Source organism: Ruegeria sp. BHSA162, from assembly GCF_059613385.1.
In genome coordinates this window covers 1-18177 of record NZ_JBXWSK010000017.1, presented here as the reverse complement: position 1 = coordinate 18177, position 18177 = coordinate 1, and the positions used below count along the sequence as shown (strand labels likewise).

Annotated in this window: 16 protein-coding genes; 7 read left to right on the top strand and 9 right to left on the bottom strand. The window is 63.0% G+C overall.

What is annotated here, in order from left to right; all coding sequences use genetic code 11:
• Position 1 precedes the first annotated feature (1 nt).
• The 5 genes from AC2FM5_RS07460 to AC2FM5_RS07440 all read right to left on the bottom strand — a co-directional run bounded on the left by AC2FM5_RS07460 (position 2) and on the right by AC2FM5_RS07440 (position 6097).
• The gene (locus tag AC2FM5_RS07460; protein WP_496734807.1) at positions 2–1621 is read right to left on the bottom strand and encodes a long-chain-fatty-acid--CoA ligase; all 1620 of its coding nucleotides are present in this window, start codon (positions 1619–1621) and stop codon (positions 2–4) included.
• Positions 1622–1796: 175 nt separating this feature from the next.
• Positions 1797–3407, bottom strand: a complete 1611-nt coding sequence (gene pgi, locus AC2FM5_RS07455) for a glucose-6-phosphate isomerase (protein ID WP_170449873.1) — start codon at positions 3405–3407, stop codon at positions 1797–1799.
• Between the two features lie 4 nt (positions 3408–3411).
• Positions 3412–4083, bottom strand: a complete 672-nt coding sequence (gene pgl, locus AC2FM5_RS07450) for a 6-phosphogluconolactonase (RefSeq protein WP_170363374.1) — start codon at positions 4081–4083, stop codon at positions 3412–3414.
• Complete coding sequence (gene zwf / locus AC2FM5_RS07445; protein WP_170359052.1) at positions 4080–5534, bottom strand: glucose-6-phosphate dehydrogenase; 1455 nt, start codon at positions 5532–5534, stop codon at positions 4080–4082. The genes pgl and zwf overlap by 4 nt, the downstream gene beginning before the upstream one ends.
• 293 nt (positions 5535–5827) lie before the next feature.
• On the bottom strand, positions 5828–6097 hold the full coding sequence (locus AC2FM5_RS07440; RefSeq protein ID WP_093962206.1) for an usg protein: 270 nt from the start codon (positions 6095–6097) through the stop codon (positions 5828–5830).
• 224 nt (positions 6098–6321) lie between these two features.
• On the opposite strand from AC2FM5_RS07440, the gene gyrA reads away from it, so the two are divergent.
• From gyrA to AC2FM5_RS07425, 3 genes are all read left to right on the top strand, one after another.
• Positions 6322–9024 carry a DNA gyrase subunit A gene (gyrA, locus tag AC2FM5_RS07435; protein WP_170366759.1) on the top strand — a complete coding sequence of 901 codons (2703 nt, stop codon included), beginning with the start codon at positions 6322–6324 and terminating at the stop codon, positions 9022–9024.
• A gap of 138 nt (positions 9025–9162) precedes the next feature.
• On the top strand, positions 9163–9888 hold the full coding sequence (locus AC2FM5_RS07430; protein ID WP_496734803.1) for an ArsR/SmtB family transcription factor: 726 nt from the start codon (positions 9163–9165) through the stop codon (positions 9886–9888).
• A 56-nt stretch (positions 9889–9944) separates the two neighbouring features.
• On the top strand, positions 9945–10391 hold the full coding sequence (locus AC2FM5_RS07425) for a YqfO family protein (protein ID WP_496734801.1): 447 nt from the start codon (positions 9945–9947) through the stop codon (positions 10389–10391).
• A 38-nt stretch (positions 10392–10429) separates the two neighbouring features.
• Here the strand turns inward: AC2FM5_RS07425 and AC2FM5_RS07420 are convergent, their stop codons facing one another.
• From AC2FM5_RS07420 to AC2FM5_RS07410, 3 genes are read right to left on the bottom strand one after another with little or no spacing between them, the layout of a single operon-like run.
• Positions 10430–11899 carry a carboxypeptidase M32 gene (locus tag AC2FM5_RS07420; RefSeq protein ID WP_496734799.1) on the bottom strand — a complete coding sequence of 490 codons (1470 nt, stop codon included), beginning with the start codon at positions 11897–11899 and terminating at the stop codon, positions 10430–10432.
• Positions 11900–11903: 4 nt separating this feature from the next.
• Positions 11904–13049, bottom strand: a complete 1146-nt coding sequence (gene ctaA / locus AC2FM5_RS07415; protein WP_496734797.1) for a heme A synthase — start codon at positions 13047–13049, stop codon at positions 11904–11906.
• 60 nt (positions 13050–13109) lie between these two features.
• Entirely contained in the window at positions 13110–13853 is a 744-nt protein-coding gene (locus AC2FM5_RS07410; protein WP_496734795.1) for an RNA methyltransferase, read from the bottom strand.
• A gap of 162 nt (positions 13854–14015) precedes the next feature.
• Here AC2FM5_RS07410 and AC2FM5_RS07405 point away from each other — a divergent pair, with 162 nt between their 5' ends.
• Positions 14016–14645, top strand: a complete 630-nt coding sequence (locus AC2FM5_RS07405) for a thiamine phosphate synthase (RefSeq protein ID WP_496734793.1) — start codon at positions 14016–14018, stop codon at positions 14643–14645.
• Here AC2FM5_RS07405 and AC2FM5_RS07400 read toward each other — a convergent pair.
• The gene (locus tag AC2FM5_RS07400; protein ID WP_496734791.1) at positions 14642–15694 is read right to left on the bottom strand and encodes a HupE/UreJ family protein; all 1053 of its coding nucleotides are present in this window, start codon (positions 15692–15694) and stop codon (positions 14642–14644) included. The genes AC2FM5_RS07405 and AC2FM5_RS07400 overlap by 4 nt on opposite strands.
• A 227-nt stretch (positions 15695–15921) precedes the next feature.
• On the opposite strand from AC2FM5_RS07400, the gene AC2FM5_RS07395 reads away from it, so the two are divergent.
• The 3 genes from AC2FM5_RS07395 to AC2FM5_RS07385 all read left to right on the top strand — a co-directional run.
• Positions 15922–16815, top strand: coding sequence for a PfkB family carbohydrate kinase (locus tag AC2FM5_RS07395; protein ID WP_496734789.1), 894 nt, complete (start codon positions 15922–15924; stop codon positions 16813–16815).
• Positions 16812–17726: a pseudouridine-5'-phosphate glycosidase gene (locus AC2FM5_RS07390; RefSeq protein ID WP_496734787.1), complete on the top strand. Its 915-nt coding sequence runs from the start codon at positions 16812–16814 to the stop codon at positions 17724–17726. Before AC2FM5_RS07395 ends, AC2FM5_RS07390 begins: the two co-directional genes overlap by 4 nt.
• Before the next feature lie 70 nt (positions 17727–17796).
• On the top strand, positions 17797–18177 hold a 381-nt coding region (locus tag AC2FM5_RS07385; protein WP_496734785.1), incomplete at its 3' end, for a DUF502 domain-containing protein.

The window sequence follows — 18177 nt, the reverse complement described above, 5'->3', positions numbered from 1 at the left end:
ATTAACCTGCCAAGGCGTCCTTGAATTCATCCCGCAGTTTGCGTTTCAGGACCTTGCCCGTCGCATTGAGTGGCAGCGCGTCGACGAAGACCACTTTGTCCGGCACCTGCCACTTGGCAATCTTGCCGTCGAAAAACTCCAGCAGCTCGGCCTCGGACGGATCTTCGCCCTCGGCCTTGACGGCCACCAGCAGCGGGCGTTCGTCCCATTTGGGATGCGGCACGCCGATCACGGCCGCGGTGGCCAATCTCGGGTGCGCTACGGCAATGTTTTCCAGCTCGACCGAGCTGATCCATTCACCGCCCGATTTGATGATGTCCTTGGAACGGTCGCGGATGGTCATGTAGCCATCGGGGTCCAGCGTGGCCACGTCGCCGGTGGCGAACCAGCCATCCTGCAGAAGATCTTGATCCTGCAGCTGGAAATAGCTGTCCAGCACCCAGTGTCCGCGCACCATCAGGTCGCCCTGCGTGACCCCGTCATGCGGCAGGTCGTTGCCGTCGTCATCGACGATCTTCAGTTCGACCCCAAAAGGTGGACGACCTTGATTCTCGCGCAGTTTGTGCTGTTCCTCGATCGGCAGCTTGCGATGCTTGGCCAGCGGGATGTTGGCGGTGCCCAGCGGGCTCATCTCGCTCATCCCCCAGGCATGCACGGTGTCGACGCCGTATTTTTCCCGGAAGGTCTCGATCATCGAGGGCGGGCACGCCGCGCCGCCGATCACCGTACGTTCGAGGCTTTCCAGCCTGGTGCCGCATTTGGCGGCATGGGCCAGCAGGCCCTGCCAGATCGTGGGAACCCCCATCGCCAGCGTCACGCCATAGGTGTCGATCAGGTTCACCAGCGCCTCGCCATGCAGGTCCGGCCCGGGCAGCACCATCTGCGAACCGGACATGGCGCAGCCATAGGGCGACCCCCAGGCGTTGACGTGGAACATGGGCACCACCGGCATCACCACATCCATCGCCGAATACCCGATCACGTCGCGGGTGTTCGAGGCAAAGCTGTGCAGAACGGTCGAACGGTGCGAATACAGCACGCCTTTGGGGTGGCCGGTCGTGCCCGAGGTGTAGCACAGGCTCGAGGCGGTGTTTTCATCGAAGACCGGCCATTCGAAATCGGCGTCGCCGGTCTCGATCAACTCGTCATAGAATTCCAGTCCGGGGATCTGCTGCAGTGCGTCCTCGCTGCGCGGTCCCATCAGGACGAAATGCTTCACTTCGGTCAATTGATCGCGGATCGCGGCAACCAGCGGGATGAAGGTGGCGTCGAAGAACAGCACCCGGTCCTGCGCATGGTTGATGATGTAAACCAGCTGTTCGGGGAACAGGCGCGGATTGATCGTGTGGCAGACGAACCCGGCACCCGAGGCGGCATAGTAGATTTCCAGATGCCGGCGGTTGTTCCAGGCCAGAGTGCCGATCCGATCCTGCGGCTGCAGGCCCAGTTTGGTCAGCGCTGACCCCATGCGCCCGGCATTGGCGGCGATCTCGCCCCAGTTCGTCCGGGTGACGGTTCCGTCGGTTTCGACCGACACGATCTCGGTCTGACCATGATAGCGCGCAGCATGATCGATCAGTGACGAAATCAACAGCGGCTGCGTCATCATCTGTCCTAGCATGGACATCCTCCCATTCATCGCGCCGGCCTGATGCGGCGTCTGTTGCGGCCAGGCGACACGGCGGCATGGCCGGCCCCAGGGCTTCTCCTCGGGGCCGATCCTGCCAATCATTTAATTGTCTGACAATAAAAGAATGCGGCCTGCCGTGGCGGCAGGCCGTCAGATTTGCAGGGCTTCAGCCCCGGTGCCGCAGCGCATAGGCCACAAGTGCGGCGGTCGAGCCGTCCTTGCCCTCGGTGCCCGCATCGCCATCGACGATTGGCCCCAGCGAGGTGGCCAACTCCTTGCCCAGCTCCACCCCCCACTGGTCGAACGAGTTGATGCCCAACAGCACGCCTTCGACGAACACCCGGTGTTCATACAGCGCAATGATCTGGCCCAGAACGAAGGGCGTCAGCTGCGGATAGATCAGCGTGGTCGAGGGCCGGTTGCCCGGGAACACGCGATGCCGGGCCTGACGCTCCAACTCGTCGCCATGCAGGCCCATCTCGGCCATGCGCGCTCGCGCTTCCTCAAGCGACCGGCCACGCATCAACGCCTCGGACTGAGCCAGGCAGTTGGCCAGCAGCAGACGGTGATGATGGGCCAGTTCGGGCTCGTGGCCTTCGGCGGCCACCATGAATTCGCAGGGGATCACGTCGGTGCCCTGATGAATCAGTTGGTAAAACGCGTGCTGCCCGTTGGTGCCGGGCTCACCCCAGACCACCGGCCCCGAAGGCACACTCAGCGCCGAGCCGTCCATGGCCACCGATTTGCCGTTCGATTCCATCTCGAGCTGCTGGAAGTAGGCCGGCAGCCGCAGCAGCCGTTGGTCATAGGGCAGAACCGCGCGGCTGGCATGACCCAGCACCTGACGGTGCCAGAAGCCCACCAGCGCCAGCATCACCGGCATGTTCTCGGCCCAGCCCGCGGCGCGGAAATGCACGTCCATCGCCTGCCCGCCGCGCAGGAACGCGTCGAAGGCGTTCGAGCCCACCGCAATCATCACCGGCAGTCCAACCGGACCCCAGACCGAATAGCGCCCGCCGACCCAATCGGCGAAGCCGAACACGCGGTCAGACGGGATGCCGAAGTCCGCCGTCTTGTCCACGGCGCTGGACACGGCCGCGAACTGCCGCCCCGGGTCGCCGCCGCCGTCCAGCATCCAGGCCCGCGCCGTCCGCGCGTTGGTCATGGTTTCGATGGTGGTAAATGTCTTGGACGCCACGATCACCAGCGTCCGCGTCGGGTCCAGTTCGCGCAGCGTGTCGGCGATGTGCGCGCCATCCACGTTCGAGACATAGTGCAGGCGCGGCCCGTCGTGATAGGGCGCCAGCGCCAGCGTCGCCATCACCGGCCCAAGGTCCGAACCGCCGATGCCGATATTCACCACGTCGGTAAAGCTGCCCCCTGCCCCCTGGGCCGTTCCGCCCCGGACCTCTTCGGCGAACACGCGCATGCGCTGCAGGGTGTCCAGAACGTCGGGCATCACGTCCTGGCCATCAACCTCGACCGGGCCGCCGTCCAGATTGCGCAGCGCCGTATGCAGCACCGCGCGGCCCTCGGTCTCGTTGATCTTGTCGCCGCGGAACATCGCGTCGCGCCGCTCGGCCAGACCGGCTTGATCGCACAGGTCGATCAGCGCCGCGCGGATGTCCGCGGCGATCAGGGTCTTCGAATAGTCGAACAGCAAATCGCCGGTCGAGGCCGAGAAGCTCTGCGCCCGGTCGGGATCCTGCGCGAACAGGTCGAGGATGCGGGTATCCGCCGCCTGCGCGGCAAGGGTTCTGAGAGTGTCCAGTTGCATGAGATCAATCCGCCCAGTGTACCGTCATTCCATCCAAGACTGCCGCAATTGGCGCCTCCTCGGGCGGCAGGCTCATGGCACGCTCAAGCGCTGCGCGCTTTTTTTCACCATAGATGACCAGGTGTTTGGACAGGGCACCATCCAGAACCGGACCCGTCAGGGTGATGCGCGTCTCGGGCTGCGTCTGCGGGCGAGCAACGGCCAATGCCGGTGCGTTGCTGGCCAATGCCTGCGCCAGCCCCTCCATCCCCGGAAACAACGAGGCCGTATGCATGTCGTCGCCCATTCCAAGAACCAGCACCGCCAACGGGCGCAGCGGCTCGATCAGAGCTTCGATTTGGGGCAGAACCTCTTCGGGCGCCTTGCCGGGAATGTAGAGCGGGACATAGTCCGCCGCCGCCGCCCGGTTGGTCAGAAGACGGTCGCGGATCAAGCGTTCGTTAGACCGGTCACTGTCCGCCGGGACGCAGCGTTCGTCGGTGGGCAGAACACGGACACGCTCCCATTCAAGATCCGCGGCGCAGAGGCTGTCGAAGATCGGTCCGGGCGTGGTGCCGCCGGGAACCGCAAAAGCCACGACATCGTTGTGCAGCAGTGCGGCCTCCAACTCGCCTGCCAGAACGTTGGCAACATCAATGGCCAGCATGTCCCTGTCGGCATATTCCTGAATCTTCATGGCTTGATCCCTTGCCAATGGCGACCGTCGCGTTTCATCAGCAGTTCGGCGTCGCCGGGACCGGTACTGCCGCTGTCATAGGGTTTAGGCACGTCGCCGCGCGCCTGCCACCCCGCAATGATCGGGTCGGTCCAGGCCCAGGCGGCCTCGACCTCGTCTCCGCGCATGAACAGTGTTTGATTGCCTCGGATCACGTCCATCACCAAACGCTCATAAGCATCCGGCGCTTCCTGGTTTTCGGGCCCGAGCGCTTCGGCAAAACTCATATCCAACGGGACGTCGATCAAACGCATTCCGCCCTGCCCCGGCTCTTTGATCGTGACTTTCAGCGTTATGCCTTCGTTCGGTTGCAGGCGGATCGACAACGTGTTGGCATGCCGCCCGGCCTCGGCCCCGAAGATCGAATGCGGCGCATCCTTAAAGATGACGTTGATCACCGAGGACCGCGCCACCAGCCGCTTGCCGGTGCGCAAGTAAAACGGAGTCCCCGCCCACCGCCAATTGCTGACATGCGCCCGCAGCGCCACATAACTTTCGGTGGTCGAGCGCGGATTGCCCACCGCTTCGCGGTAGCCCGGCCCGTCGGGACCACCCGAATACTGCCCACGCACGATGTGGTGCGGCTGCACCGGGTCCAGCGCGCGGATTACCTTGAGCTTTTCATCGCGCACGGCGTCCGAATCGAACTTGGCAGGCGGCTCCATCGCGATCAGGCACAGAAGCTGCATCAGGTGGTTTTGCACCATGTCGCGCATTGCCCCAGCGCGCTCGTAATACTCTTCGCGACCATCCACGCCGACGGTCTCGGCGACGGTGATCTGGATATGGTCGACATACTGACTGTTCCACAGCGGCTCGAACAGCATGTTGCCGAACCGGACTGCCATCAGGTTCTGGACGGTTTCCTTGCCCAGATAATGATCGATCCGGTAGATTTGGTTTTCGCTGAAATATGAGGCCAGCGTGGCATTCAACGCCCGCGCGCTGTCCAGGTCGTGACCGAACGGCTTTTCGACGACGATCCTCGTCTGCTCGTTTGCCAGACCGTGCTGGCGGATTTTTTCCGCCAACGGGGCGAACAATCCGGGTCCGACCGAGAAATAGAAGGCGCGGATCCGCGAATCCGTCAACAGACCTGAAAGGTTTTCCCACCCATCATCAGAGCTGGCATCCAACCGCAGATACTGCAGCCGGTTCAGGAACCCATCAAGGTTGCCGGGATCTGCCGCTTGACGAGGTGCGTGCTGGGCCAGCGACTCGGCGACGATCGCACGATAGCCCGCCTGATCATGTGCGGACCTTGCTGCGGCGATTATCCGAACATCGTCATTCCACTGTCCCGCGCAATAACGACGAAACAAGGCAGGCAAAATCTTGCGCTGCGCCAGATCCCCGGTGCCACCAAAAATGACCAGATCAAATGGGTCGACGGGTATAACGCGAGAAACCATGAGCCGTCCTTAACGCGCCATCGCCGGCATGTCCAATGTTAGCGCAATCATATCCTGGACTTTCTCTGGTTTTCCAATCTGTACCAATCGTGTGCGCCGCACCGGACCGCCACCGAAACGCACAAGAATATTCAACCGCTCAACGCGTCCGCCGTCAACGGATTGCCAAGATCTGGTTGTGTTCAGAAATTATGAGAGTGAGTAACCTGCGCCGAAACGCAGGTCGGCATTCATTCGATGATCCATCGGCCGGATCAAGGCGCATTGGCCTTTACCGCAACCTGACCGAAACGCTAGTTCAGCCGGTATTCTCCGACGACGTTCCGCCATTCTCCGGGTGCGATCATCTTGCGGTGGGTAAAGCGCACCGAATGCAGCGGACCCTCGATTTCGCGCTGCCAGAACTCGATGAAATTGAACAGCTTGGGATGATCCGGCGCCAAGTCGTAATCCTGCCAGATGAACGTGTTCAGAACATGGATGTAATCCGGCATGCGATAGAAGATTTCAGCCGTTGTCAGGCCATACCCCTTCAGCATCAATTCGGTTTCGTTTTTCTCCATTCAGACCTCCAGATTTCCTCAAAGGTCCCTTCAGGGTAACATGATTCCTTTTCAATCCGTATTAAAACAATGTGTTACCCGAAAAACACCGCGGTTTCAGGCCACTTCCGGGTTGCTTGCTTGCACCCTATGTGCCGGGTCTGATAAGATGCATCCACAAGATATAGACCCAGCACAAAAAACGGGCAGTTTACGTGAGCGATACGCCAGAAATCCCCGAAAACATGGATGAAACCCCGCCCGAGCGCCCGGTTTACGACGGCCCGACGGTATCCATCGAATCCGAGATGCGGACGTCCTATCTGGACTATGCGATGTCGGTCATCGTGTCCCGTGCGATCCCCGATCTGCGCGACGGCTTGAAACCGGTGCATCGGCGCATCCTCTATGCGATGCACGAGACCGGGAACACCCATGACAAAGCTTACCGCAAATCGGCCCGTCCCGTGGGCGATGTGATGGGTAAATACCACCCGCACGGTGACAGCGCGATCTATGACGCGCTGGTGCGGATGGCGCAGGATTTCTCGATGTCGCTGCCGCTGCTGGATGGTCAGGGCAACTTCGGCTCGATGGACGGCGACAACCCGGCGGCCATGCGCTACACCGAGGTCCGCATGGACAAGCCCGCCGCCGCTCTGCTGGCGGATATCGAGAAAGAGACGGTAGATTTCCAGGACAACTACGACGGCAAGGACAAGGAACCCACCGTCCTGCCCGCGCGGTTCCCGAACATGCTGGTCAACGGCGCCGGCGGCATCGCGGTGGGTATGGCCACCAACATCCCGCCGCACAACCTGGGCGAAGTGGTCGACGCGACGCTGGCGCTGATCGACGATCCGGACCTGACCAGCGAACAGCTGATCGAATACATCCCCGGCCCCGATTTCCCCACCGGCGGCGTGATGCTGGGCCGGTCCGGTGCGCGCAAGGCCTATCTGGAGGGCCGTGGCAGCGTCATCATCCGCGCCAAAACCCGCGTCGAGGAGCTGCGCAAGGACCGCTATGCCATCATCGTGGACGAGATCCCCTATCAGGTGAACAAGGCCTCGATGATCGAGAAGATCGCCGAAGCCGTGCGTGAAAAGCGCATCGAAGGCGTCAGCCACGTTCAGGACGAATCTGACCGCAACGGCGTGCGGGTGGTGGTCGAGCTGAAGCGCGACGCAACGCCCGAGGTGGTGCTGAACCAACTTTACCGGTTCACGCCGATGCAGACCTCATTCGGCTGCAACATGCTGGCGCTGAATGGCGGTCGCCCCGAGCAGCTGACCCTGCGCCGGTTCCTGACCAGCTTCATCGACTTCCGCGAAGATGTCGTTGCCCGCCGCACTGCATACGACCTGCGCAAGGCACGGGAACGCAGCCATATCCTGTGCGGTCTGGCCGTAGCGGTCTCGAACGTGGACGAGGTCGTTGCCACGATCCGGTCCTCGGCCGACGCGGCAGAGGCGCGCGAAAAGCTGATGACCCGCCGCTGGCCCGCAGCCGAGATCGAGAGCTATCTGCGGCTGATCGACGATCCGCTGTCAAAGATGAACGACGACGGCACCTACAACCTGACCGAGGTTCAGGCCCGCGCGATCCTTGATCTGCGCCTGCAACGCCTGACCCAGATTGGTGTCAAAGAGGTCACGGACGAGCTGGAAGACCTGGCCGCCAAGATCAAGGAATACCTGGACATTCTGTCCTCGCGCGAGCGCATCATGAGCATCATCGCCGACGAGCTGCGCGAGGTTCGAGAGCAGTTCGCAGTGCCGCGCCGCACTGAAATCGTCGACTGGTCCGGCGATATGGAAGACGAGGACCTGATCGAACGCGAGGACATGGTCGTCACCGTGACCTCGGGCGGCTACATCAAGCGTACGCCGCTGGCCGACTTCCGCGCGCAGAAGCGCGGCGGCAAGGGTCTGTCGGGGATGCAGACCAAGGAAGAGGACGTCGTAACCAATCTGTTCGTGGCGAACACGCATACGCAACTGCTGTTCTTCACCACCGATGGGATGGTCTACAAGCTCAAGACATGGCGCTTGCCTCAATCTGGGCGCACCGGCAAGGGCAAGGCCATCGTCAACATCCTGCCGATTCCCACGGGTGTTTCGATTGCGGCGATCATGCCGGTCGATGTGCCGGATGAAGAATGGGAAAACCTGCAGATCGTCTTCGCCACCAGTGCCGGCGATGTGCGCCGAAACGCGCTGAGCGATTTCACCAACGTCAAGCGCAACGGCAAGATCGCGATGGATCTGCCCGAGGGTGTGGAACTGGTCAACGCGCGCATCTGTTCCGAGGATGACGACGTGATGCTGGTCACCAACTCCGGCCGGGCAATCCGCTTCCCGACCACTGCCGTGCGCGTGTTCAAGGGCCGCAAATCGACCGGTGTGCGCGGCATCAAACTGACGAATGGCGATCGAGTCGTCTCGATGTCCGTCATTCGCCACTTCGAGGCCACGGCAGACGAGCGCGCCGCCTACCTGAAGATGCGCCGCCTGATGGCAGGTGTCACCGAAGAGACCGAAACCGACGAAGACGAAGGCAACGCAGACAGCATCCTGCCTCAGGAGCGCTATGCCGAGATGTCTGCGGCGGAAAACCTTATCCTGACTATCACGGCCGGCGGGTCGGGCAAGCTCAGCTCGTCGCATGACTACCCGGTGCGCGGCCGCGGTGGAATGGGCGTGATGGCGATGGACAAGGCGATGCGGGGCGGCCCGCTGGTGGCCTCGTTCCCCGTCGAAATCGACGACCAGATCATGCTGGCCACGTCCAAGGGGCAGTCGATCCGGGTTCCGGTCGACGGTATATCGTTCCGGTCCCGCAGTGCGGGCGGGGTCAAGGTGTTCAACACCGGCAAAGGCGAGGAAGTCGTCAGCGTCGCTTGGATCGCAGACCAGGGTGACGAGGAAGACGATAGCGAAACGTAAGGATGGCCGCCTCTGATCGGCGGCCCTCATTTCAACGACGACGGAGCGGCTCTGCAACAGCAGCCGCTCCTTTTCGTTTCGGCGAATGTCGAAGCGTTCTTTCTGGGGTCAAGCCGGGTTTTGCGGTAGGCTCATCCAATGAGACCCGAACCCAGACTGGACATCATCGGCGCCGCCCTCGCCGACCCAACCCGCGCACGCATCCTGTGCAAACTGATGGACGGGCGGGCGTTCACCAACAAAGAGTTGTCCTGCGCAGCCAACATAACGCCACCAACTGCAACGGCCCATCTCAAGCAGTTGGAGCGGGCCGGCCTGACCACTTCGATACGCAGCGGCAGGCATGTCTATCACCGGATCGCAAGCGCACAGGTCGCATCGGCTTTGGAAAAGCTGTCCACGCTAACCCCCAGCGATCATGTCCGGCGGGCCGCGAAACCGGACTTGGGCGTTCTGTTGGCCCGTTGCTGCTATAACCATCTTGCCGGGCGTCTCGGTGTGTGGATCACGGACAACCTGCTGGATACGGGCGTTCTGCAACTGGCACATGGGGCACTGGCGCCGGGTCCGCGATATCACGCGTTTCTGACCGATCTCGACCTGGACCCACCGCGGGTCAGCGCCCACCGGCCGGTCGCCAAATTCTGTCTGGACTGGACGGAACGCCGAAATCACATCTCAGGTTCCTTGGGAATCGCGATTCTGGAAAAAGCTCTGAAAGACAAATGGCTGACGCGCCAAAGGTCCAGTCGCGCCTTGACCATCACGCCGGAAGGCAAGATCGCTCTTGCTCGCCATTTCGGCCTGTCGGACTCCGCGTTTGATTGCCTCGGGTCGTCGGTTCGGTCGATGGCGAAGCGATAAGTCACACTTGAGATACAAACCCGGTCATTTTGACGTTGCTTGGTTAGGAGACTGGAATGACCCAAAAACCACAGGACACCGAACGATATCTGACAGACGAAGGTTGGCGCGTGATCGTTCAGGTTCCCGAGGACCGCGCGCAGGCGGTGATTGATGCCGTTCTGGCCGAAGCCAACCTTGTTTACGGCGATTATGATCGCGTCACCTTCCGGTCGACGCCCGGAACGCAGAGCTTTCGGTCACTCGGGACCGGACGCAATGCCGTCACCTGCGACACGGTGGATGTTCCCTGCGTCGAAGTCTCGTTCTTTCTGGATGTGTCGGACGGCGTGCGTTCGAAGGTGCTGCGCACAATCTACGCGGCCCATCCCTATGAAGAACCGGTGATCCTTCTGCACCCGTGTTTTCGAACGCTGCACATCCGTGGGCAGGACGAAGACAACCCGAACCGGTTCTGGAACCGGCCTCTGGAAGACTGGGTGCCTGATGCACACCGCAGCTAGATGACCCCTATCATACCCATAGCGGTCATCTTTCCAGGTCATAGACCGTAGAGCGTGCCGAATTTGTCTTCGAGATAAGCCAACAAAGGCTCGGGTCCGGGCTCCATGCCGCTGGCGCGGCGGATGACGTCGCGTGGGGCATACAGACCGCCATGCTGCTGAACATGCTCGCGCAGCCAGCCGGTTGCAGTGGCGGTATCGCCCTGCGCCAGTTGATCGTCCAAGCTTGGAACTGCCGCTCGGAGAGCCTGATACAGACAGCCTGCGTACACATTGCCCAGCGAATAGGTCGGGAAGTAGCCAAACAGACCGACCGACCAATGCACGTCCTGCAGACACCCGTTCGAAGGCTTGTCGACCGCATAGCCGAAATCGGCATGGAAGCGGTCGTTCCACGCGGCCTCGAGGTCCTTCACCTGCAGTTCGCCCGACATAAGTGCGCGCTCCAGATCGAACCGCAGCATTACGTGCAGATTGTACTGAACCTCGTCCGCTTCGGTTCGGATGTATCCGTTGTGCACCCGGTTTACGGCGGCATAGAAGGCATCTTCATCTGCTATGCCGAAATCACCGAAGGTGTCCATCATCTGCCGGAACAGCCAGCCCGTGAAGGCGCGCGAGCGGCCCAGCTGATTTTCATAGATGCGGCTCTGGCTTTCATGAACGCCCATTGACACGCCCTGGCCCAGCGGTGTCAGCGCGTAGGCCGGGTCGATGCCCTGCTCATAGCAGGCGTGCCCGACCTCATGGATGGTCGAATAGAAACAGTTGAACGGGTCGGTTTCGCTGGTCCGAGTGGTGACGCGCACGTCGTCGCCGCTGCCCGAACAGAACGGGTGTACGGCCTTGTCCACCCGCCCCCGGTTCAAGTCGTACCCGAAAGTCTCCGCCAGCTTTTGCGTCAGCTTCATCTGGGCCGCTTCGTCAAACGTTCCGGTCACGCCCGCGGGGGACGGCCGGTCAAGAACCGCGGAGCGCAGCGCAACCAGACGCGGGCGCAGGGCGTCGAAGATGTCGGCGATCTGGGCAGCGGTCGTGTAGGGCTCGTAATCCTCGACCAGCGCGTCATAGACATCGCCGCCCTGCGCCAGAGCCGCCCCTTCCTCGCGCCGCAGCGCCACGACTTCCTCCAGAACCGGAAGAAACGCGGCAACATCCTCGTCGGCGCGGGCCTGTGCCCACTTGCCCTGCGCGGCCGATGTCACGCGGGCGATGGCCGTGGCCAGATCAGCGGGCACCTTGACCGTGCGCTCGTATGTGCGGCGGATTTCGCGCAGTTGCGCCTGACCGACCTCGGTGTCGGCATGGGCGTTTTCCAGCCACTCGGCCACGCGCGGATCCGAACGGCGCGCATGCAACACGGCTTCGATTGCGGCCATCTCCTCGGCGCGCTGGTTGGCGGCCCCGCGCGGCATGACAGTCTCCTGGTCCCAGCCCAGGCGCCCGGCGATCTGTGCTAGGGCCGAGGTTTCGCGCTGAAAGGCCATCAGGTCATTGAATGCAGTCATTGGGTCAAGCTCCGCGCAGCGAGGTTGCGATGGGATAAGCGGTCAGGAACCGGGCGCGCAGGATCAGGGTCCAGACGACCACGGCCATAAACTGGTGAAAGATGGCGATCTGCCAGGGCGCGCCATAGACCACGGTGAGGATGCCTACGACCACCTGCAGCGAAAGCGCCGCGAACATGGCGTTGAAGGCGAACCGGGTCTGCGGGTGGGCGCTGCTGCTGCCGCGTCGCCAGACGAAGATGCCGAAGGCGAACAGCACATAGCCCACGCAGCGGTGGATGAACTGCACCAGCCCCGGACTTTCGAAAAAGTTGCGCCACATCGGTTCAAGCGCGGTGGCGTCCGGCGGCAGCAGTTGCCCGCCGATCAGCGGCCAGTCGGTATAGGACCGGCCGGCGTCGATACCCGCCACCAATGCGCCGATCAGGATCTGCAGAAAGGCAAAGTGCAGCAGCCCGGTCGACAGCGAGAACAGCCGCGCCTCTTTCGCGCGACGGGCCTGCATCAGGTCGCGTTCCTCGCGCCCCAGCATGAAGATGTACCAGGCCAGAAAGCCCAGGATCACGAACGCGAGGCCAAGATGGGTGGCCAGACGATAACTGGCGACCGCGGTCATCCCCTCGCCCTGCGTCACCCCCGAGGCCACCATCCACCAACCGACGGCGCCCTGAACGCCGCCCAGCAGTCCGGGGATCGCAAGGCGCCCGGTCCAGCCTGCGGGGATCTTGCGCAGCACCAGAAAGCCAAAGAACCCAAGCGCCCAGACCAGGCCGATCACACGGCCCAGCTGCCGATGACCCCATTCCCACCAGTAGATGGTCTTGAAGTCATCCAACTCCATCCACTGGTTCATGATGCGCCACTGGTCGATCTGTTTGTACTTGTCGAACTCGGCCTGCCAGTCCGCCTCGGACATCGGCGGGATCGCCCCGGTGACTGGGCGCCATTCGGTTATCGACAGGCCGCTGTCGGTCAGGCGGGTCAGCCCGCCCACCGCGATCATCATGACGACAAGCGCGAACAGGATCATCAGCCAGATACGGATGGCCTTGCGTGCGCCACCCCGGCCGCGGTCGATCATGCCGGGCTGGACCGTTCCCTGCTTTTGTTCACCCGAGACTTCTTCGAAGATGCTGCGCTTGCCGCTCATGCCGTCCTCATGTCCTTGATTTTCCCGCAAGCTAGGGCCAGTGCCCGGGAAGGTCCAGCCTCAGCCCTTGTCCTTCCAGCGGACCATCTGACGCATGATCCCGTGCAGCATCTGCACATCGGCCCGCGTCATGCGCATGCGCGACCACAGGTTGCGCAGGTTCACCTTCATCCCTTCGGCCTTTTCCGGCGGGTAGAAGAACCCGGCCTCCTCCAGCCGCTGTTCGTAGTGTTCTACCAGTTTCTCGACCTCGATGCCGGTGGCCCAGTCGCCTTTGCCCAGATCGGTGGCCTCGTGCACCACGTCGCCGGTCTGGCGCATCCACTCATAGGCGGTCAGCAACACGCACTGCCCCAGGTTCAGCGAGGCGTATTCGGGGTTCACCGGCACCGAGATGATCGCATTGGCCTTGGCGATGTCTTCATTCTCCAAACCGGCCCGCTCAGGCCCGAACAGCACGGCCACCTTTTCGCCCGCCGCCACCTTTTGGGCCGCGATCTGCATGGCACGCTCGGGGCTGTAGACGGGTTTGGTCAGGCCACGCTGACGGGCGGTGGTGGCGAAAACGTATGTGCGGTCGCCCAACGCGCCGGCCAGATCGTCGAACAGTTGCGCCTCGTCCAGCAGCCGCCCGGCACCGCTCGACATGGCCACGGCCTTGGGGTTGGGCCAGCCGTCGCGCGGGGCGACGATACGCATCCGGTCCAGGCCGAAATTCCACATCGCCCGCGCCGCGGCGCCGATATTTTCGCCCATCTGCGGGCGGACAAGCACGAATGAGGGCTGGGGTCTGTCTCTGGACATTTTGATCTCCGAAAGTTGCGCCTGCCATACTGCCGCCGCTGGCACAGGGCAAGCCCGGCCGCCCTGCCCGATTGCAAATCACGCGCTCTGCGGGCAATAAAGTTTGCTTCGCCGCCGCAATCGGCTAAACCGCGCCAAAGACCAACCGCGAAGGATCCGCCAATGGACACCCCCGAGCAGCCTCAGATCTATCTGATCACCCCGCCGACCATCGACCTGGCCACCTTTCCCGACCGGCTGGCCCGCGTTCTGGACGGGACCGAGATCGCCTGCATCCGGCTGGCGCTGGCCGGCAGCGACGAGGACGCCATCGCCCGCGCGGCCGACGCCTGCCGCGAGGTGGCCCATGCGCGCGACGTGGCGCTGGTGATCTCGAACCATGTCCTGCTGGCGCAACGGCTGGGGCTGGACGGGGTGCATCTGGAGGATGCGGCCCGCTCGGTCCGGGCCGCGCGCAAAGAGCTGGGGGCGGATGCCATCGTCGGCAGTTTCTGCGGAACCTCGCGCCATGACGGGATGACCGCGGGCGAAGCCGGGGCCGACTATGTGGCCTTAGGGCCCGTGGGGGACGTGTCGTTGGGCAAAGGGACCCGCGCCGAGCGTGGTCTGTTCCAATGGTGGTCCGAGATGATCGAGGTTCCGGTTGTCGCCGAAGGCGGCCTGACACCCGAACTGGTTGCCGAACTGGCTGAATGTACCGACTTCTTCGGTATCGGAGACGAGATCTGGACCGCAGAGGACCCGCTCAGCGCGCTGAACACGCTGATCGCGCCAATAAAAACCGGCGGTTAGGACATAACCGCCCAGTACAGCCCCAAGGCCGCCAACAACAGCGAGGCGACTGTGGAAATTCGGCCGCGCAGCCTGGGCGAATCCGGCAAGAGCACGGTCAGGGTGGCGAGGATCAGGATCGCGACTCCGCTCAGCGCCAACAGGATGCCAGCTGCAAAACCCAGCACCGCCGGCGCGACATGGTGCGGCGGCACACCCAGGCGCGACGATGCTTCTGACAGTGTCAGGCCAAGGACCGCACCGGCCGCCAAAAGGAACAGCACACGCCAGCCCCCCAACCGGTCGGTGACGAGGTTCCAAAGCGCCAACAAGGCGATGGCCGCCGGCACGACTGGCCACGGCAGGAACGGGCTCGCATTCAACACGTCGAACATCCCAAGCGGCAGCGTCACCACTACGCCCAGCCCCAGCGCGGCAAGCTGAACAAGGACAGGGCGCAATTTCAGGGACAAGAAAACCAGCACCGAGGACAGCGCCAGAAGCTTTGCCCCCGCGCCCGCGACATGCAGTAGCCCGGCCCGAAAAAAAGCCTCGGCCGCTTTCTGGGCACCCAGCCCGGCTCCGCCTGCCAAGGGAATGCGAGGACTGACCTCGCCGCCGCTCAGAAACCCGGTATAGGGCGCCTCGACCCCTTGTTGGCGCAAGACCACGGGGCCGATCCCTTCGGGCCAGGTCAGGCGCAGGCTGCTTGCATCAGGCGGCAGAGGACCGGCCAGCAGCACTCGGGAAATCCGCGGCACGTCCGGGTTGCCGACCACCGGAATACTTGCGCCTTCATAGGACAACGCAACCGGCCCGTTCACGTCGATCTGCAAGGATTGCTTCCAATCCGTTACAAAATCGTGGACGTGTTCCTCAAGCTCGGACGAGACAAGCCGGCGCAGCTGTGAGTAACGCGCGCTCCCGCCGTCGCCGCCCTGCGCGACTTCTTGCGGATCGACCCCGGCCAGAACGGCCTCGGCGTTCAAGGCGATTTCGACCAGAAGCCGACCGTCCCGGACCTGAAAGTCAACGATTGTCCGTCCGCTTTGTTGCGCCCATGCAGGCATTGCCAAAAAAATAAATGCCAGCAATGGCGCAATTATCCAGGCGCGAAACCGCAGGAAGGTCAGCAAACGGATATTGAGACCCATCCGAAAATATCCAAAAGAACCAAAAAACACTGTGTCCGAGTGTTTCGTCCTTCCAAACAATTGGCAAGCCAAATCGCCGACGTGGACCCAGCCCGCGCAGCTTCCGGCTTGCGCGCGCCCTGCGCCTGCGGCATGACGAGGAAATGACTCAGAACAGCGACATCCTGTGTATCGGATCCGTCCTGTGGGACGTGATCGGACGATCCGCCAGCCACATGCGGCAAGGATCGGACGTGCCCGGCCGCATCACGCGCCTGCCCGGTGGCGTGGCGATGAACATCGCCATGACCCTTGTGCGCTTCGGCATGACCCCGACCCTTCTGACCGCCATCGGCAGCGACCCCGAGGGCGACGAGCTGGTCCATGCCTGCAAGCGGCTGGGCATGGACACGACCCATATCTATCGCTCGCAGGACCTGCCCACCGACCGTTACATGGCGGTCGAAGGCGCAAACGGACTGATCGCCGCCATTGCCGACGCCCATTCGCTGGAGGCCGCCGGCGCCAAGATCCTGCGCCCCCTGATCCATGGCCCGCTGGGCTATGAAAACACCCCGTTCGAAGGGCAGATCGCGCTGGACGGCAACCTGACGCTGGACCTTCTGGAAGAAATCGCCGTCAGCCCGGCCTTCGCCCGAGCCGACCTGCGCGTGGCCCCGGCTTCGCCCGGCAAGGCCGAGCGGCTGCTGCCTTTCCTCAAGCACGGTCGGGCCACGCTGTATGTGAACCTCGAAGAAGCCGGGCTGCTGTGCCAGCGCGAGTTCGACGATTCCGAATCCGCTGCCCGCGCCCTGCTGGACCGGGGCGCGCTGCGTGCGCTGGTGACCGACGGGGGCAACTCTGCCACCGTGGCCAGTGCCGACGCGGTGATCACCCAGAAACCCCCGTCGGTTCTGGTCACGCGCGTGACCGGTGCGGGCGACACGTTCATGGCGGCCCATATCGCCGCCGAAGCCAATGGCGCCAGCATTGACGAGGCGCTGACCCGCGCCTTGCATGCCGCTGCAACCTATGTATCCGGAGAGACCCCCCTGTGATCGACATCCAGTATTCCGCCGAAGTGCGCGCGGCCAAGGACGACGGAACCCCCATCGTTGCCTTGGAAAGCACCATCATCACCCACGGCATGCCCTACCCGCAGAACATCGAGGTGGCGGCCCAGGTCGAGCATGACATCCGCGACGCGGGCGCCGTTCCGGCCACGATCGCGGTGATCGACGGTCGGCTGCACGTAGGGCTGGAACCCGATCAGCTGAAGGATCTGGGACAGGCGCAGGGCGTGGCCAAGATCTCGCGCGCGGATATGGCGGCCTGCATCGCTTCGGGCGGGACCGGGGCCACCACCGTTGCCGCCACGATGATCGCGGCCCATTTCGCGGGGATCGAGGTCTTTGCCACCGGCGGCATCGGCGGGGTGCATCGCGGCGCGGAAACCAGCTTTGACATCTCGGCCGACCTGCACGAACTGGCGCAGACGCCGGTCACGGTCGTGGCTGCCGGGGCCAAGGCCATCCTCGATCTGGCCAAAACGCTCGAAGTGCTTGAGACACTGGGCGTGCCGGTCATCGCCCATGGGCAGGATGAATTCCCGGCCTTCTGGTCGGCCAAGTCGCCCTTTGCCGCGCCCCTGCGGATGGACACAGCCGAGCAGATCGCCAAGGCCCATGCGACGCGCCGCGCTCTGGGTCTGCCAGGCGGGCAGCTGGTGGCCAACCCGATCCCGCTGGCCGATCAGATCCCGTCCGAGGAACTTGACCCGATCATCGCCTCGGCCCAGCAGGACGCCGAAGCGCATCGCATTACCGGCAAGGCCGTCACGCCCTATCTGCTGCAGCGCATCTACGAGCGCACCGAGGGCCGATCCCTGATCGCCAATATCGCCCTGGTGCGCAACAATGCGCGCCTTGCGGCTGGTATAGCCAAGTCTTTGAAGGCTCAGGCTGACTAAGCGTCAAACGGACCTATTGTACCAAGGCGCCGGACTGATTAACTAGTCCGGAAAACCGCTCGGAACCGCGATGAACACACCGTTTGATGAAGAACCCCACCGCCGCCCCGGCCTGCTGTCGCGGCTACGCGCGTCGTTTCTGACGGGTATCGTCGTCATCGCACCGGTCTGGCTGACGCTGTGGCTGATCCTGTCGGTAGTCGGCTGGATCGACAGCGCGGTCCTGCCCTTGATCCCGCACCAGTTCCGGCCCGAACAATATGTGGGTATCAACCTGCGCGGCGTGGGCGTCCTGTTCTTCCTGATCTTCACGGTTCTGGTCGGCTGGATCGCCAAAGGTATCCTGGGCCGGTCACTGATCCATTTTGCCGAAAGCCTGGTCAACCGGATGCCCGTCGTCCGGTCGATCTATTCCGGGATCAAGCAAATCTCGGAAACCGTCTTTGCCCAG

Excerpts from the sequence above, each read along its gene's own strand:
- AC2FM5_RS07460 (WP_496734807.1), bottom strand. The coding sequence starts at position 1,621 with ATGCTAGGACAGATGATGACGCAGCCGCTGTTGATTTCGTCACTGATC.
- pgi (WP_170449873.1), bottom strand. The coding sequence starts at position 3,407 with ATGCAACTGGACACTCTCAGAACCCTTGCCGCGCAGGCGGCGGATACC.
- pgl (WP_170363374.1), bottom strand. The coding sequence starts at position 4,083 with ATGAAGATTCAGGAATATGCCGACAGGGACATGCTGGCCATTGATGTT.
- zwf (WP_170359052.1), bottom strand. The coding sequence starts at position 5,534 with ATGGTTTCTCGCGTTATACCCGTCGACCCATTTGATCTGGTCATTTTT.
- AC2FM5_RS07440 (WP_093962206.1), bottom strand. The coding sequence starts at position 6,097 with ATGGAGAAAAACGAAACCGAATTGATGCTGAAGGGGTATGGCCTGACA.
- gyrA (WP_170366759.1), top strand. The coding sequence starts at position 6,322 with ATGGATGAAACCCCGCCCGAGCGCCCGGTTTACGACGGCCCGACGGTA.
- AC2FM5_RS07430 (WP_496734803.1), top strand. The coding sequence starts at position 9,163 with ATGAGACCCGAACCCAGACTGGACATCATCGGCGCCGCCCTCGCCGAC.
- AC2FM5_RS07425 (WP_496734801.1), top strand. The coding sequence starts at position 9,945 with ATGACCCAAAAACCACAGGACACCGAACGATATCTGACAGACGAAGGT.
- AC2FM5_RS07420 (WP_496734799.1), bottom strand. The coding sequence starts at position 11,899 with ATGACTGCATTCAATGACCTGATGGCCTTTCAGCGCGAAACCTCGGCC.
- ctaA (WP_496734797.1), bottom strand. The coding sequence starts at position 13,049 with ATGAGCGGCAAGCGCAGCATCTTCGAAGAAGTCTCGGGTGAACAAAAG.
- AC2FM5_RS07410 (WP_496734795.1), bottom strand. The coding sequence starts at position 13,853 with ATGTCCAGAGACAGACCCCAGCCCTCATTCGTGCTTGTCCGCCCGCAG.
- AC2FM5_RS07405 (WP_496734793.1), top strand. The coding sequence starts at position 14,016 with ATGGACACCCCCGAGCAGCCTCAGATCTATCTGATCACCCCGCCGACC.
- AC2FM5_RS07400 (WP_496734791.1), bottom strand. The coding sequence starts at position 15,694 with ATGCCTGCATGGGCGCAACAAAGCGGACGGACAATCGTTGACTTTCAG.
- AC2FM5_RS07395 (WP_496734789.1), top strand. The coding sequence starts at position 15,922 with ATGACTCAGAACAGCGACATCCTGTGTATCGGATCCGTCCTGTGGGAC.